At 60.0% G+C, this 14621-nt stretch carries 14 protein-coding genes; 12 read left to right on the forward strand and 2 right to left on the reverse strand.

Annotated elements, in window-relative coordinates; translation table 11 throughout:
• Window positions 1-1008, reverse strand: a complete 1008-nt coding sequence (locus tag ACFL9S_RS17870) for a hypothetical protein (protein ID WP_405263212.1) — start codon at window positions 1006-1008, stop codon at window positions 1-3.
• Between ACFL9S_RS17870 and mdcA the strand changes: the two genes are divergently transcribed.
• The 8 genes from mdcA (at window position 997) to mdcH (ending at window position 8212) form a co-directional block, all read left to right on the forward strand.
• On the forward strand, window positions 997-2649 hold the full coding sequence (gene mdcA, locus ACFL9S_RS17875) for a malonate decarboxylase subunit alpha (RefSeq protein WP_405263213.1): 1653 nt from the start codon (window positions 997-999) through the stop codon (window positions 2647-2649). The two genes, ACFL9S_RS17870 and mdcA, sit on opposite strands and share 12 nt — an antisense overlap.
• Window positions 2649-3503 carry a triphosphoribosyl-dephospho-CoA synthase gene (locus ACFL9S_RS17880; protein WP_405263214.1) on the forward strand — a complete coding sequence of 285 codons (855 nt, stop codon included), beginning with the start codon at window positions 2649-2651 and terminating at the stop codon, window positions 3501-3503. The genes mdcA and ACFL9S_RS17880 overlap by 1 nt, the downstream gene beginning before the upstream one ends.
• A gap of 185 nt (window positions 3504-3688) precedes the next feature.
• Window positions 3689-3988, forward strand: a complete 300-nt coding sequence (mdcC, locus tag ACFL9S_RS17885) for a malonate decarboxylase acyl carrier protein (RefSeq protein WP_405263215.1) — start codon at window positions 3689-3691, stop codon at window positions 3986-3988.
• Entirely contained in the window at window positions 3981-4817 is an 837-nt protein-coding gene (locus ACFL9S_RS17890) for a biotin-independent malonate decarboxylase subunit beta (protein ID WP_405263216.1), read from the forward strand. The genes mdcC and ACFL9S_RS17890 overlap by 8 nt, the downstream gene beginning before the upstream one ends.
• On the forward strand, window positions 4814-5614 hold the full coding sequence (gene mdcE / locus ACFL9S_RS17895) for a biotin-independent malonate decarboxylase subunit gamma (protein WP_405263217.1): 801 nt from the start codon (window positions 4814-4816) through the stop codon (window positions 5612-5614). Before ACFL9S_RS17890 ends, mdcE begins: the two co-directional genes overlap by 4 nt.
• A 120-nt stretch (window positions 5615-5734) precedes the next feature.
• Window positions 5735-6694, forward strand: a complete 960-nt coding sequence (locus ACFL9S_RS17900; protein ID WP_405263218.1) for an AEC family transporter — start codon at window positions 5735-5737, stop codon at window positions 6692-6694.
• A gap of 1 nt (window position 6695) precedes the next feature.
• Window positions 6696-7307 (forward strand): malonate decarboxylase holo-ACP synthase, encoded by a 612-nt coding sequence (locus ACFL9S_RS17905; protein ID WP_405263219.1) that lies wholly within the window; start codon window positions 6696-6698, stop codon window positions 7305-7307.
• A complete protein-coding gene (mdcH, locus tag ACFL9S_RS17910; protein WP_405263220.1) occupies window positions 7304-8212 on the forward strand; it encodes a malonate decarboxylase subunit epsilon in 909 nt (302 codons plus the stop codon). Before ACFL9S_RS17905 ends, mdcH begins: the two co-directional genes overlap by 4 nt.
• Here mdcH and ACFL9S_RS17915 read toward each other — a convergent pair.
• Window positions 8199-9137, reverse strand: a complete 939-nt coding sequence (locus tag ACFL9S_RS17915; protein ID WP_405263221.1) for a LysR family transcriptional regulator — start codon at window positions 9135-9137, stop codon at window positions 8199-8201. The genes mdcH and ACFL9S_RS17915 overlap by 14 nt on opposite strands.
• 167 nt (window positions 9138-9304) lie before the next feature.
• On the opposite strand from ACFL9S_RS17915, the gene ACFL9S_RS17920 reads away from it, so the two are divergent.
• The 4 genes from ACFL9S_RS17920 (at window position 9305) to ACFL9S_RS17935 (ending at window position 14498) form a co-directional block, all read left to right on the forward strand.
• Window positions 9305-10372, forward strand: coding sequence for an ABC transporter ATP-binding protein (locus tag ACFL9S_RS17920; protein WP_405263222.1), 1068 nt, complete (start codon window positions 9305-9307; stop codon window positions 10370-10372).
• A gap of 40 nt (window positions 10373-10412) precedes the next feature.
• Window positions 10413-11390, forward strand: a complete 978-nt coding sequence (locus ACFL9S_RS17925; protein WP_405263223.1) for an ABC transporter substrate-binding protein — start codon at window positions 10413-10415, stop codon at window positions 11388-11390.
• A 3-nt stretch (window positions 11391-11393) separates the two neighbouring features.
• Window positions 11394-13133, forward strand: a complete 1740-nt coding sequence (locus tag ACFL9S_RS17930; protein ID WP_405263224.1) for an ABC transporter permease — start codon at window positions 11394-11396, stop codon at window positions 13131-13133.
• Between the two features lie 99 nt (window positions 13134-13232).
• The gene (locus tag ACFL9S_RS17935; protein ID WP_405263225.1) at window positions 13233-14498 is read left to right on the forward strand and encodes an acid phosphatase; all 1266 of its coding nucleotides are present in this window, start codon (window positions 13233-13235) and stop codon (window positions 14496-14498) included.
• Window positions 14499-14621: the final 123 nt, after the last annotated feature.

The following is a 14621-nucleotide window of genomic DNA, read 5'->3' on the forward strand; positions in this document are numbered from 1 at the left end:
TTAACTGGCTACATGATTGCCGAACTGTTTAGCGGCACGGATAGCCAGACTAAGTTCACTATTTTTAGCACCGTCCTGCATGATTTGAATCGGCGTCTTTTGCAGGCCTTCATTATTAACCGCTATCGGAGATTTCAGCACACCCAACCGTAACATTGGATGAGTATCCTCTTCGAATGCCGCCATAACGTCTTCGAAACCGGTTATCAGCCCATTATCAGTGAACTGAAATTTTGGGAAAATAAAATCACCGTTCTGCTTGAATGCTAAAAGCTTATTCTTCTTAACGCGAATATTGATCGCCTGGCGGGTAATGCCAAGGATATCGGCCACGTCGTTCACCTTTAGCGTACCGCCCAATTCATGAAGCTCACGATAAAATCTTTCCAGATTTTCGCGACGACGGCGAACTTTACGTAGTTCGTATTCTGTTACGCGGGTCTTTTGCTCTAGCTGGACGGTATAGAGCAATTGCATCAGCGAGGCGTCATCCAGCGTGATGGCATTTATTGCCTGGCTTTTGTCTTCAAATTCAGGCATCAGCGAAATAGCGAGGTTGTTAATCCTTTTCATAAGGTTCAACTGGGACTCATTCAGCTTAGCTGAAGTGTTGATTTCTCTTTCTGCTGTGGTGTGTTTAATCATTAGGCACCTCCATTTGACGGTTATCATAATTAGTTTTTGTGGAATCGTCAATTTAAGGGTGTTTTTCAAACAATCCATCGTCAAGCAAGGCGTAAGACTTTGATCTGCTTCCCGTCGCACTCCAGCATCAGCCATTATCTGCCGCTTTTGTGCATTTAGCGCGGTGCCTGTGTGACCGCGATCCCGATTAAGATTTATTACTGCACTGATTTTACTCGTTTTTCCCAAAACCGTTACGCCTGGGGTAATGGTTATAGCACCTGGCGTAATTGTTTGGCTGCGCCCCGGCGTGCAGACTCGGTAACCAGACTGAAGCATCCCTGACAGGATGCGCTCACAGGAGGTTACATCATGCTTACCCAACCATCCCCCCGTATCTGGGATACGCGCCGCCGTGAAAAACAGCGCCGTATTGCCAGCCTCGGACTGACCCACAAAGTCCTGCCTACCGACGATCTGATCGCCATGCTGGAAAAACTGATTGTCCCAGGCGACCGCGTCGTTATGGAGGGCAACAACCAGAAACAGGCCGATTTCCTGTCCCGTTCGCTGGCACAGGTCAACCCGAAAATACTGCACGATCTGCATATGATCATGCCGAGCGTCGGCCGCAGCGAACATCTCGATATCTTCGAAAAAGGCATTGCCCGCAAGCTCGACTTCTCGTTTTCCGGCACCCAGAGCCTGCGCATCTCGCAGCTGCTGGAGGATGGCCTGCTGGAAATCGGCGCCATTCACACCTACATCGAACTCTATTCGCGGCTGTATGTGGACCTGATCCCTAACGTGGCGCTGGTTGCCGGTTTTAAAGCCGACCGTAAAGGCAATCTCTACACCGGGGCCAGTACGGAAGATACCCCGGCGCTGGTCGAGGCGGCGGCATTCCACGATGGTATCGTCATTGCTCAGGTGAATGAGCTGGTGGATGACGAGTGTGGCCTGCCGCGCGTGGATATTCCCGGTTCGTGGATCGACTTTGTGGTGGTGGCGGATAAACCCTTCTTTATCGAACCGCTGTTCACCCGCGACCCGCGCCTGATCAAGCAAGAGCATGTGCTGATGGCGATGCTGGCGATCAAAGGCATCTACGCCGAGCACAAAGTGCAGTCGCTCAACCACGGCATCGGGTTTAACACTGCTGCCATCGAACTTCTGTTACCTACTTACGGTGAACAGCTGGGCCTGAAAGGCAAAATTTGTCGTCACTGGACCCTGAATCCGCACCCGACCTTAATCCCGGCGATTGAAAGCGGCTGGGTGGAAAGCGTGCACTGCTTCGGTGGTGAGCTGGGGATGGAAAAATACGTGGCGGCCCGCCCGGACGTGTTCTTCACCGGGGCCGACGGTTCCATGCGCTCTAACCGCGCCTTCTGCCAGATGGCCGGCCAGTATGCCGCTGATATGTTTATCGGCTCCACCTTACAGGTGGACGGCGATGCGAACTCCTCCACTGTGACCCGTGGCCGTTTGTCAGGCTTTGGCGGCGCGCCCAATATGGGCCACGACCCGCACGGACGCCGCCATGCTACCCCAGCCTGGCTGGCGATGATCAACGAACCCGACCCGATGGCACGCGGCCGCAAGCTGGTGGTGCAGATGGTGGAAACCTTCCAGGCGGGCGCGAAACCGACCTTTGTTGAAAAACTGGAAGCGATCGATGTGGCAAAAGAGTCCGGCATGCCGCTGGCCCCGGTGATGATCTACGGCGATGACGTCACCCACGTACTGACCGAGGAGGGGATTGCTTACCTCTATCGTGCGCGGTCGCTGGAAGAACGGCGGGCGATGGTGGCGGCGGTTGCCGGGATCACCGATATCGGACTGGGCGTGGATGCGAAGCGGGTGCAGCAGCTGCGGCGCGAAGGGAAAGTGGCTTTCCCGGAAGATCTCGGTATCCGCCGTACCGATGCCACCCGTTCCCTGCTGGCGGCAGGCAGCGTGTCTGACCTGGTCGAATGGTCCGGTGGGTTATATCAGCCACCGGCCAAATTCAGGAGCTGGTAATGAGCCTGCAACGGCAGTTGGCAGCCACCCCAGCGGAACGCCACGCCCAGCGTCTGGCCGCGCTGGCAACGCGTTGCCTGGTGATCGAAGCCAACCTGACGCCGAAGCCGGGACTGGTGGATCGCCGGGGTAACGGGGCGCACCACGACCTGTCGCTGGCGCTGATGGAGCGTTCTGCTCACAGCCTGACGCCGATGTTCCGCGAAATGGCGCGACAGAGCTGGCAGCGCCCGGCGGATATCGCCCTGCGCCAGCTGGCAGGCAGGCTGGGGCGTGAAGGCGAAGCGGTGATGATGCAGGTGACGGGCGGGGTGAATACCCATCGCGGTGCCATCTGGGCACTGGGGTTGCTGGTCTCTGCCGCTGCGATGTGCGGAGGGCGCGGTAGCCCGGCGCAGATTACCTGTATGGCCGCGCGCCTGGCGCAACTGCCGGATGACGCTGCACCGAAGCTGTTCAGCAACGGTCAGCGCGCCAGTTCACGTTACCGCCTGCCGGGCGCGCGGGAAGAGGCGCAACAGGGGTTTCCCCATGTGATGAATCTGGCACTGCCGCAGCTCTGGCAAAGCCGCCAGCAGGGTGCAGACAGCAACGCCGCCCGGCTGGATGCGCTGATGGCGATCATGACCTCGCTCAGCGATACCTGCGTGCTGTCACGTGCCGGTATGCCGGGCCTGGAAGCGATGCAGCAAGGGGCGCGTGCGGTTCTGGCGGCAGGCGGGGTGCAGCAACCGGCCGGGCAGCAGGCTCTTCAGCGGCTGGATGCAGAGATGCTGGCGCTGAATGCTTCACCCGGCGGAGCCGCCGACCTGCTGTCGGCCACGATTTTTCTCGACAACATCCGGCCGTTGTAGAGCGGGCGGGTCGACCGAAAAAGAAGGTCGACCCCTACGGCACACGGGGCTTGCCGTTGTAGGGGCGGACCTTCTGTTTCGGTCCGCCCGTTATCGCAGAGGTATGCGGGCAACCTGGCCGTTGTAGGGGCGGACCTTCTGTTTCGGTCCGCCCGCAGACGAGCAATTAATTTTAAGAGGATCTTATGCAACAGATAACCTTGTCTTTTCCGGCGACAGGCCACCTCAGCGGTAAGGCGCTGGCGGGCGTTGTCGGCTCCGGCGATATGGAAGTGCTGTTTATCGCGAACAGCAGCGATGTCCTGAGCGTGGCAATCACCACCTCGGTCGATAACAGCAGCCCGCGCTGGCAGGCGTTGTTTGAGCGTATCAGCAGCTTTAGTGCGCTGCCCGCCGGGCAGATGACCATTCATGATTTTGGTGCCACCCCCGGCGTGGCCCGCATCCGTATTGAACAGGTGTTTGAGGAGGTAGCCGATGCGTAACGACCTCAGCTTTATCGAACTAAAAGCGCGTGAACGCGCACGCCTGCTGCTGGATGACGGCAGCTTCCGCGAACTGCTCGACCCGTTCGACGGCATCATGTCGCCGTGGCTGGGTGCGCAGGGCGTGGTGCCGCAGTCTGATGACGGCATGGTGGTGGCGAAAGGCACCATTGACGGCCAGCCCGCCGTGGTGATTGCCATTGAAGGGGCATTCCAGGGGGGCAGCATGGGTGAAGTCTCCGGGGCGAAGATGGCCGCCGCACTGGAACTGGCCGCTGAGGATAACCGTAATGGCATCGCCACTCGTGCGGTGCTCTGTCTGGAAACCGGCGGCGTACGACTCCAGGAAGCCAACCTTGGCCTGGCGGCGATTGCGGATATTCACGCCGCGATTGTCGACCTGCGGCGCTACACCCCGGTGGTCGGCATTATTGCGGGCACGGTGGGCTGCTTCGGTGGGATGTCGATCGCCGCCGGGCTGTGCAGCTATCTGATTGTGACCCGTGAGGCCCGGCTGGGGCTGAATGGTCCGCAGGTGATTGAACAGGAAGCGGGCATCGATGAATACGACTCTCGCGACAGACCGTTTATCTGGAGCATGACCGGGGGAGAAGTGCGCGCGCTCAGCGGCCTGGTGGATACCATTGTCACGGACGGCCAGTGTGCGGTACAGCGCGCCATGCATCATGCCCTGGCAAAAGGGGTGCCTGCGGAACATCGGTCACAGCGTTATCAGCATTATCTGCCACGTCTGGCGAAGTTCGATACCCGCCATCAGGCCGATGCACAAAAGATTACACAGCTATTCAGTGGGGAGGATCGCAAATGAAACAGCCAACAGGACGCGGTGAAATCTGGTTGCAGCAGCTCAGCGCCGGGGCCGCCCGTTTACCGGGGTTATGCCCATCGGTGCAGGTCGCTGAGGGGCAAGTGAACGGGGACGACGTGCGTTTTATTGCCGTGGTGCCGGATGCCGCTAACCACTATCCCCGCGCCAGACACGGCGAAGTCGGGCTATTAGAGGGCTGGACGCTGGCGAAAGTGGTCAGTGAAACCGTGGCGCAGGATGCCCAAAAAGCCGAGAAGCGGCCGATTATCGCGGTGATTGATGTTGCCAGCCAGGCCTACGGTCGGCGTGAAGAAGCTTTTGGTATTCATCAGGCGCTGGCCGCTGCGGCCGGGGCTTACGCGGAAGCGCGGCTGGCGGGTCATGTGGTGATTGGGCTGATTGTCGGCAAAGCGATGTCCGGGGCTTTCCTGGCACACGGCTACCAGGCCAACCGGCTGATTGCCTTTAATGACAGCGGCGTGCTGATCCACGCGATGGGCAAAGCGGCGGCGGCACGTATTACGCTGCGCAGCGTCGAGGCGCTGGAAAAACTGGCGCAGACCATCCCGCCGATGGCTTACGACATCAAAAACTACCACAGCCTGGGATTGCTGGAAGCGCTGCTGGATATTCGTCAGCCCGATGCCCCTGATGCCGCCGACGTGGCCCAGGTGCAGCAGGCGCTGGCGGCGGCAATCACCGCCGCGCGCCATGAACCCGGATTGCAGTGCCGACTAAAAGCAGAGAACCGTCGCAGTTCACACGTCGTCAGAGAACGGATGCGTCAGCTCTGGTAAGACCCGTTTCTATATCGCTAAGACAACCTGCGAGGCTGCCGGATCTCTGACAGATATCCGGCAGCCTGAACATAATAATACGCATCGCGCCTGTGCTTACTTCAACTAACAGGTGATGTTATGACTTACGTGATCGTTCATGCTCTGGCCCCCATCTTTATCATTATGCTGCTGGGCTTTTATGCCGGTAAAGCCGGGATGGTGGACAATAAGAATGTCTCTTTACTGAATATTTTTGTGATGGATTTTGCCCTGCCAGCGGCGCTGTTCAGCGCCACCGTGCAGACGCCGTGGGCCGGGATTATCCAGCAGTCACCGCTGATTCTGGTGCTGGTGCTGGCGATGTGGATTGTCTATGCGGCGATCTACTTTATCAGTACCCGGGTGTTTAAAAAGTCACCGCAGGATGCGGCGGTACTGACGCTGACCGTGGCGTTGCCAAACTATGCCGCGCTGGGCCTGCCGATCCTCGGCAGCGTGCTGGGAGAAGGTCCATCCACATCGCTGTCGGTGGCGGTGTCGATTGCCTGCGGTTCCGTGCTGATGACGCCGTTCTGTTTGCTGACGCTGGAGCGGGAAAAAGCGCGTGCAGCGGGCAATGCGGGCAGTGCCGGGATCGGCATGTTGCCGGTGCTGATGTGGCGTTCGGTGACCAAGCCGATTGTCCTGGGACCGCTGCTCGGCGTGGTGTTATCCGGGCTGGGCGTGAAAATGCCGGAGCTGGTGCTGGCGGCGATCAAACCGCTCGGACTGTCGGCCACGGCGGGCGCACTGTTCCTGACCGGGGTGATCCTGTCGGCGCGTCAGCTGAAGATCAACGGCGTGGTGGTGCTGTCGAGTATCACCACCATGCTGATTCAGCCGTTTATTGCCTGGGGACTGGTACTGGTCTTTGGCATCAGCGGGCAGGTGGCGATCACCGCGATCCTGATGGTGGCACTGTCGGCTGGTTTCTTCGGCGTTGTTTTCGGCAACCGTTTTGGCGTGCAGTCGCCGGATGCGGAAGCGACACTGCTGATCAGTTCGCTATTGTGTATCATCACGTTACCGCTATTTATCACCCTGACAGCCGGAATGTAAGATGACCCATACGCCACATGATTTGATCTGGATCCGCACGGCTGACGCCATTGAGGGCGATCTGCCCGACTGGGTTGCCAGCCAGTGGCGGCGAGCCTTGCCGCTGGTGGTACGTCGCGACCAGGATCAGCATGGGCGTATTCCGGTTGGGGTGCGCGGCCTGCGGCGCGATCAGCGTGCCGCAGGCTGGGTGGCCCCGCAGCAGGTGGTGCGCACGCTGTCGCCGGAGGCACTCAGTGTGACCGGGCGGCTGCTGGCGTCCCCCTTTGTTTCCCAGCCGCCGGTGCAGGCGGCTATTCAACTGGCGCAGCAGCGCTGGTGGTGGCCGTGGGGCATTACCGGCAGCGTGGGTTATGCGCTGGCAACGGAAGTCCCGGTGCTGCATAACGACAGCGATCTCGACCTGCTGATCCGCTGCCCGGAACCGGTGGCGCAGCAGGAGCTGGAACGCTGGCAGCAGTTTGTCAGCCAGCTTCCCTGCCGTGTGGATACGCAGGTGGAAGTGCCACAAGGCGCTTTTGCCTTAAGCGAATGGTTGCGTGACGGGCGCGTGCTGTTGAAAACCAATGCAGGCCCGCGCATCACTACGCAGCCGTGGAGTGCCATACCATGAAAATACTGTTTTCTTTTCCCGGCCAGGGGCCACAGCGCCCCGGCATGTTGCAACAGCTACCTGATGGTAACGCGCTGCTGGATCAGGCCAGTGCGGTGCTGGCGGAGGACGCTCGCCAGCTGGATCAGCCCAGCGCGCTGCAACATACCCGGGCGGTACAGCTCTGCCTGCTGATTGCCGGGGTGGCGCACGCGCGTGAACTCCAGCGCCAGGGCATTGCGCCGGAGATCGCCTGCGGTCTGTCGATTGGCGCTTTTCCGGCGGCGGTAGTGGCCGGGGCGCTGACGTTTGAGGATGCCCTACGGCTGGTCGCGCTGCGCGGAACGCTGATGGAGGAAGCTTATCCGCAAGGCTACGGTCTGACGGCCATTATCGGGCTGGAGGAATCACAGCTGACGCCGCTGCTGGGCAACGACTGCTGGCTGGCCAACATCAATGCGCCGCAGCAGCTGGTGATTGCCGGGAGTGACGCGGCGATGAGCGCCGTCGCTGCCCGCGCACAGCACGCCGGGGCGCAGAAAGTCCATCGGCTGGCGGTCAGCGTGCCTTCTCACTGTGCGCTGCTGGCCGAACCGGCGTTGAAACTGGCGGCGGCCTTTCAGTCGGTATCACTGGCGCGCCCGCGCTGTGCTTACCTCAGCGGCAGCACGGCACGCGTGCTGTGGCAGCCGGAGCAGATTGCCGACGATCTGGCAAAAAATATGTCGCGTACGGTGCGCTGGTATGACGCGATGGTAGCCGCCCGCGAGCGGGATGTCGGGCTGGTGATTGAGATGCCACCGGGGTCAGTACTGACCGGGCTGACACGCAGAGCATTCTGCGGCAGCGCAGGGGAGGCGATCGCACTGGAGCAGAGCGGCGAGCTGCTGGCGAAGCGCCTTGCACAACGTCTTACGCTTTCGTAGTCGTCATTGTGCCGCGCTGGCGGCTGTACATACGGCCTTCAGCCACCAGCGCCAGCAGATTCGGGTCATGCTCGCGGTTGCGCTCAAAGACAATCGCGATCTTCTGGCGCATCTGATACGGCTCGGCCAGCCTGAGTAACTGCACGGAGTTTTCATACACCCGCTTCATCCTTCCCGGCAGCAGCGTAAAACCTACCCCCGCCTGCACCAGACTCAGCATCGAGAAAATATCATTCACCCGGGTGACGATATTGGGTGCGTATCCGGCAATATTAAACGCCTCCTGGAATCCCTGCCAGGTGGCGAAACCTTCGGCCAGTGAGACAAACTTTTGCTGACGAAAGTCGCGAAGATCCGCCGGGAAACGGGTGTCCAGCCCCGAGGACGCAGGCGCGGCAAGGAAGATATCATCGTCAAACAACGGCAGACATTCGAAGCGGCTGTAGTCCAGCTCATTGGGTGCAATGGCGATCAGAACGGCATCTAGCGAGCCTTCTGACAGGCGCGTGGTGAGCGTCTGGTTTGAACCCATGGTCAGTTCCAGTTCCAGGTCGGGGCGGCGCAGTTTCATTCCCATAATCAGCTGCGGAATGGTTTCCAGCGTCAGCGAGTAGAGCGTTCCCAGACGCATATGCCCCTGGCCCACGCCCGCCGTTTTCCTCGCTTCTTCCACGCCGCGCGACATCATATCCAGCGCTTCCTGGCTGTACTCCCACAGCGTGTGTGCCGCAGGCAGCGGCACCAGGCTACGACCTTTGTGAATAAACAGCGGGCAGCGCACGCTCTCTTCCAGGCTGTGCAGCGCCCGGTGAACGCTGACGCTGCTGATACCCAGTGCATCAGCGGTGCGCGCCAGATTACCCCGGTTCATAAAGGCGATGAAAATTTCCAGTTTGCGAAAAGTGATGTCCGAATCAATGTTCATAGCAGCCTGTACTCGGGTAGGAAAAAGGAGGAGGGAATTTCCCTATTCTAGGCCGGGTGGCGACCATTTGTTTACACAATCTTTGCGCTTCTTCCTGTCACCTCACTGTCACAAGCGTTGCGTATGTTTTAACGCGTTACTGTGACTGACGGAGCTGAGCTGCATTTATGTCTGCGATCCTGATCGACAACCTGTGTAAATCCTTTGGTTCACAGCCAGTGCTGCGCGATGTGTCACTCCATATTGAGCACGGTGAATTTATTGCGGTGCTCGGCCCTTCCGGCTGCGGTAAGACCACGCTGCTGCGCACGTTGGCGGGTTTTGAAACCCCGGATGCGGGAACGATCAGCGTGGGTGAACGTTGTTACAGCGCGCCGGGGCAGCATCTGCCGCCGGAACAACGCGATCTGAGCATTGTCTTCCAGAATTACGCGCTGTGGCCACATATGTCGGTGGCGGAAAATGTGGAATATGGATTGAAAGTCAAAGGGATGGCCCGCGAGTTGCGCCAGCAGCGCGTGGCGGCGGCGCTGTTACAGGTCGGTCTGGAGGGCATGGCCGAACGCAAACCCGCCGATCTCTCCGGCGGCCAGCGGCAGCGTGTGGCACTGGCCCGCTGCCTGGTGACGCGCCCTCAGGTGGTGCTGCTCGATGAACCCCTCGCCAATCTGGACGTGCATTTGCGTGCCACGATGGAAGAGGAGTTCACCCGCTTTCACCAGCACTCCGGTGCCACGCTGCTGTATATCACCCACGACCAGCACGAAGCGATGGCGCTGGCCGACCGCATTGTGGTGATGCACGCCGGGCAGGTGATGCAGTTCGCCAGCCCGCAAACCCTCTACCGCCAGCCCGCCTGTGAAATGGTGGCGCGTTTTATTGACGATGGCCGCGTGGTCACAGTCAGCGATATCGAACCGGACGGACGCGGCAACGCCTCGGTGACGCTGTACGGAGAGCGCATCTCCCTGCGTGCCAGCCCGCAACAGGCCGTGCTGCCTGCCGGGAAAATCTGCCTGCATGCGGCCGATTTACGTCTGGCAAAAGAACAACAACCGGGTTTCTGGGGCACCATTCAGCGGGTGATCTACCGTGGCGGTTACCGCCAGCTGGAGATCGCCCCGCAGGCTGACCCGGAAAACCGCCTGACCCTGATGCTGACGGATGAGCCACTGTGGCAGACGGGCGAGCGCCTGAAGCTGTCGATCATCGATGGCTGGGTCATTCCTGCTTAATTTTTCCATCACTTACCATCACTTAAAGGACTTCAGGGATATGCGTAGCACGATAAAAATTCTGGCGCTGCTGGTGGGTTTCTCTTCACTGTCTGCGATGGCGGCCGATGGCAAACTGGTGGTGTATACCTCGCAGGCACCGGAAATTGCCCAGCAAACTATTGATGCCTTTAAAGCGGCGAACCCCGGCATCGAGGTTTCCTGGACACGTAACGGCACCACGCAGCTGATGAACGTGCTGCGTACCGAAATGATGAGCGGTGATGTGAAAGCCGACGTGCTGCTGGTGGCGGATGCGATTAACCTCGGCGCATTGAAAAAAGAGGGCAAGCTGATGGCGTGGCCGGAGGCGCCGGTCAGCAATATCAGCCCTGATTTCTATGACAAAGATAAGACCTGGTTTGGCACCAAAATCATCGCCACGGTGATTGGCTATAACACCCAAAAGGCCAAACCGGTCGACAGCTGGATGGCGCTGACGGCGGCAGAGAATCGCGGTCAGGTCGCGGTGCCAAGCCCGCTGTACTCCGGTGCGGCGCTCTATCATCTGCATACGGTCATCAATACGCCGACCATCGGCTGGGATTTCTATCAGAAGCTGGCGGCAAACGGTGTGACGCCGGAAGGCGGTAACGGCCCGGCGCTGAAAGCGGTCGCCAGCGGCATGGCGAAATACGGTGTGATCACCGATGCCGATATCATCCGCGCGAAGAAACAGGGATCGCCGGTTGACCTGGTGTATCCGAAAGAGGGTGTGTCCTACGTGACCGAGCCGGTGGCGATCCTGAAAGGGGCGCATAACGTGGCCGCCGCCAAAGCCTTCGTCAGCTTTATGCTGTCGGAAAAGGGCCAGCAGCTGGTCGCCACCCAGGGTAACCGACCCATCGACAAAAATGTGGCGGCACCGGAAGGCTTTGCGCCGATGGACAGCATCAAACTGCTGACGCTGGATACCGATAAAGCGGTAGCCGACGATAAGCAGATACGGGATAAATTCACTGAAATCTTTGGTGGCTAAAGGATGAGCGTGTTGCCTTCTCTGACGCGCAGCCTGCCGGGGCCGCGCAGGTTTCGCCTGCCCGGCAGCGAGCACTGGGTGCTGTGGCTGCTGGCGCTGATGATTGGCCTGCTGTCGGTGGCCCCGCTGGCGCGGCTGGTCTGGGCCGCCGTGGCACCGCAGGGTGTGCCGGACAGTCAGCGTCTGTTTGAGCTACTGGCCACCCCGCGCGTGCTGCGTGCCACAGGTAACACGCTGCTGATTGCGCTGGCTTCGACGGCGCTGGCGCTGGTTCTGGGAACGCTGGCCGCCTGGCTGGTGGCCCTGAGCAATATGCGGGCGAAGGCGGCATGGGTGTTTGCGTTTATTTTGCCGCTGATGATCCCCCCGCAGGTCACGGCGCTGGCCTGGGTCCAGGCGCTGTCACCGTCCAGTGTGGTGATGCAGGCGCTGGTGGCCCTCGGGTTACCCTTTGACCGTGGCGGGCCACCGCCGCTCTATTCGCTGGGCGGCATTATTCTGCTGCTCGGCCTGCACAATGCGCCGCTGGTGTTTCTGGCGGTGCGTGCCGGGCTGCAACGCCTGCCCGCCGAACTGGTGGAGGCGGCGCGCATTACCGGTGCATCACCGCTGCACGTCCTGCTGACGGTGGTGCTGCCGCTGGCGCGCCCGGCGATCTTTGCCGGGGCGGCGCTGTCGTTTGTGGCGGCGGCCGGCAACTTTGGTATTCAGGCGATGCTCGGTATCCCTGGCCGGGTGCCGACGTTGATCACCCTGGTTTATCAGCAGCTGAATACCACCGGACCGGGCGCGTTGCCCGATATGGCGGTGCTCTCGCTGCTGCTGGCGGCGATCACCCTCGGCGGGATGCTGATCAGTAACCTGCTGGGCGGACGGCGCGATGTGCGCGTAAACGGCAGCACGCAGCCGTTTACGCAGTCCCTCGGGCGCTGGCGTTTGCCGGTGGAGTGCGCGGTCTGGTTGCTGATGGTGCTGATCCTGCTGCTGCCGCTTTCGGCACTGCTGACCACCTCGCTGACGCAGGGTTTTGGTCAGGCGCTGAACCTGCAATCGCTGACGCTGCTGAACTACCGTAATGCGCTGTTTGACTACCCGGCGGTGCGTCATGCCTTTTTCACCAGCCTCGGGCTGACGCTGCTGGCGGTGGCGATCCTCACGGTGATGGCGCTGTTTATGGCCTGTTTCCTTAGCTGGCGTCGCAGCCGCCTGGTGCGGGTGCTGCATCTCTCCAGCGAGCTGGCTTACGCCTTACCCGGCGTGGTCACCGGGATTGCCGCGCTGCTGTTCTTCCTGAAACCGCTGCCGCTGGTGAATGTCAGTCTGTACGGCACGGTGTGGATTATTCTCGCGGCCTATCTCTCTAATTTTCTGGCGCTGGTACTGCGGCCAACGCTGGCCGGGTTTGCGCGCATCGAGCGCTCGCTGGATGAAGCCGCACAGCTGGCAGGCGCGGGTTTTCTGCGGCGCATGCGTGACATTGTGCTGCCGCTGGTGGCGCCTTCGGCGATTGCCGGGGCGATCCTGGTGTTCCTGACCGCGCTGAACGAAATTCAGGTATCGATTCTGCTGGTGACCTCCGCGACGCAGACCCTGGGACCGACGATTGTCTTCCTCGATGAGGGCGGCTCCTCAACGCTGGCCGCCGCCGTTGGCTGCCTGATGATCCTGCTGGTGGTGCTGCTGATGCTGCTGGCCTCGTGGCTGGCACGACGTTATCGCGGCGTGCTGCCGTGGCAGGTTTAATCAGTAATGTGTTCAGAACTGTATCGGGATATGAATTGACATAAAACCGTCATCCAACGGCGCTAGCCTGGCTGCCAGTATTTAATAAAAGGAGGGTTTATGCGCTTTCGTCTTACGTTACTGACCGCAGCACTGTTGGTCAGCCAGTTCTCTCAGGCTAAAGCAGCCCTGCAACTCCCTGAGGCCGCCGCTATTGCTGACAGCGCCACCAACGCGCAGGGCAGCGCTGATTATCTGGCGTTGCACAATCAGGTACAACGCTCGCTGATTGCGGCGATCAAAGGCAAACACGACAAGATTGAGCGCAGCCAGCTTGAGGGGGCGAAGCAGGGTAAACCGCTGACGGATACGGCGTGGCTGAAGTCCGGCGGTTATGATTTTGATAAGAAAGCGAATCAGCAGGCGGGCATTGCGCTGCTGGGCGCATTCAGCACGTTGCCGGAGAGCATCCTGGCTCAGAACCTGGCGACGGTCGAAAACATCAACCTTAATGCGACCACATCACTGCGCCAGCAAGCGCTGATCGATGCCGAAGGGCAGAACTATCTCTATTTCCTGGCGGATGCGCTGGGGCCTCGTCTCGGTCAGGCTTTTGTCAGTGCCTATAACAAAGGTGAGCTGAGTAAAGCCGCTGCGCTGATCAAAGCCAGTGAAGTCAGCACCAGCGAGGCGAAAAAACACTTCGACTATAAGCGCCCGTTCCTGATCCCGGCCAACAGCATTCATCTGGTGCCGGACAATGCGGTAGTGAACGATAACCATCCGTATACCGCCGACGGCGGCTCTTTCCCGAGCGGGCACACCAATGCCGGGTATACCGATGCGCTGCTGATGGCGCAGATGCTGCCGGAGCGTTTTGTGCCGCTGGTGGATCGCGGTGCGCGTTATGGTTACTCACGCATCGTGCTTGGCGTGCATTATCCGCTGGATGTGATGGGTTCGCGTATGGTGGCGCAGCGCAATGTGGCGCACTACCTGAACGATCCGGCTTACCGTAAACGGTTTGATGAGGCGAAGCAGCAGCTGCGTAGCGCGCTGGAAAAAGAGTGCGGTATGTCGCTGAAAGCCTGTGCGTTGGTGCCTGCGAAAACGGACCCGTATGCGGCAAAATCGATGCAGGCTTTCTATCGTTTCACCCTGACTTACAACCTGCCGGTAGTGAACGCGAAGCCTGCACCGCTGGTGGTGCCGGAAGGGGCGGAAGTGTTGCTGGAAGCGGCATTACCGAACCTGAGTGCGGCTCAACGCCGACAGCTGATGGTAAAGACTGCGCTTGCTGGGGGCTACCCGCTTTCCGGCAATGGCGAGCAGAGCTTCTGGCAGCGGTTGAATTTGCATGATGCGGTGAGTGCTGCGCGACGTTAACGGTCAGGTTGACGTTTAACGTTTAACGTTTAACGTTTAACGGCCAGGGCCAGGGCCAGGGCCAGGTCAACGTCAAGGGCGTTTCGCTTTCCCACGTTGTGGGCGAAGCGACCAAAGGGCGGC

Origin of the sequence: Erwinia sp. AnSW2-5, assembly GCF_045107195.1 — a bacterium.
Classification (GTDB): domain Bacteria; phylum Pseudomonadota; class Gammaproteobacteria; order Enterobacterales; family Enterobacteriaceae; genus Erwinia.

Excerpts from the sequence above, each read along its gene's own strand:
- mdcE (WP_405263217.1), top strand. The coding sequence starts at position 4,814 with ATGAAACAGCCAACAGGACGCGGTGAAATCTGGTTGCAGCAGCTCAGC.
- ACFL9S_RS17935 (WP_405263225.1), top strand. The coding sequence starts at position 13,233 with ATGCGCTTTCGTCTTACGTTACTGACCGCAGCACTGTTGGTCAGCCAG.
- ACFL9S_RS17890 (WP_405263216.1), top strand. The coding sequence starts at position 3,981 with ATGCGTAACGACCTCAGCTTTATCGAACTAAAAGCGCGTGAACGCGCA.
- ACFL9S_RS17920 (WP_405263222.1), top strand. The coding sequence starts at position 9,305 with ATGTCTGCGATCCTGATCGACAACCTGTGTAAATCCTTTGGTTCACAG.
- ACFL9S_RS17915 (WP_405263221.1), bottom strand. The coding sequence starts at position 9,137 with ATGAACATTGATTCGGACATCACTTTTCGCAAACTGGAAATTTTCATC.
- mdcA (WP_405263213.1), top strand. The coding sequence starts at position 997 with ATGCTTACCCAACCATCCCCCCGTATCTGGGATACGCGCCGCCGTGAA.
- mdcH (WP_405263220.1), top strand. The coding sequence starts at position 7,304 with ATGAAAATACTGTTTTCTTTTCCCGGCCAGGGGCCACAGCGCCCCGGC.
- ACFL9S_RS17905 (WP_405263219.1), top strand. The coding sequence starts at position 6,696 with ATGACCCATACGCCACATGATTTGATCTGGATCCGCACGGCTGACGCC.
- ACFL9S_RS17925 (WP_405263223.1), top strand. The coding sequence starts at position 10,413 with ATGCGTAGCACGATAAAAATTCTGGCGCTGCTGGTGGGTTTCTCTTCA.
- mdcC (WP_405263215.1), top strand. The coding sequence starts at position 3,689 with ATGCAACAGATAACCTTGTCTTTTCCGGCGACAGGCCACCTCAGCGGT.
- ACFL9S_RS17900 (WP_405263218.1), top strand. The coding sequence starts at position 5,735 with ATGACTTACGTGATCGTTCATGCTCTGGCCCCCATCTTTATCATTATG.
- ACFL9S_RS17930 (WP_405263224.1), top strand. The coding sequence starts at position 11,394 with ATGAGCGTGTTGCCTTCTCTGACGCGCAGCCTGCCGGGGCCGCGCAGG.
- ACFL9S_RS17880 (WP_405263214.1), top strand. The coding sequence starts at position 2,649 with ATGAGCCTGCAACGGCAGTTGGCAGCCACCCCAGCGGAACGCCACGCC.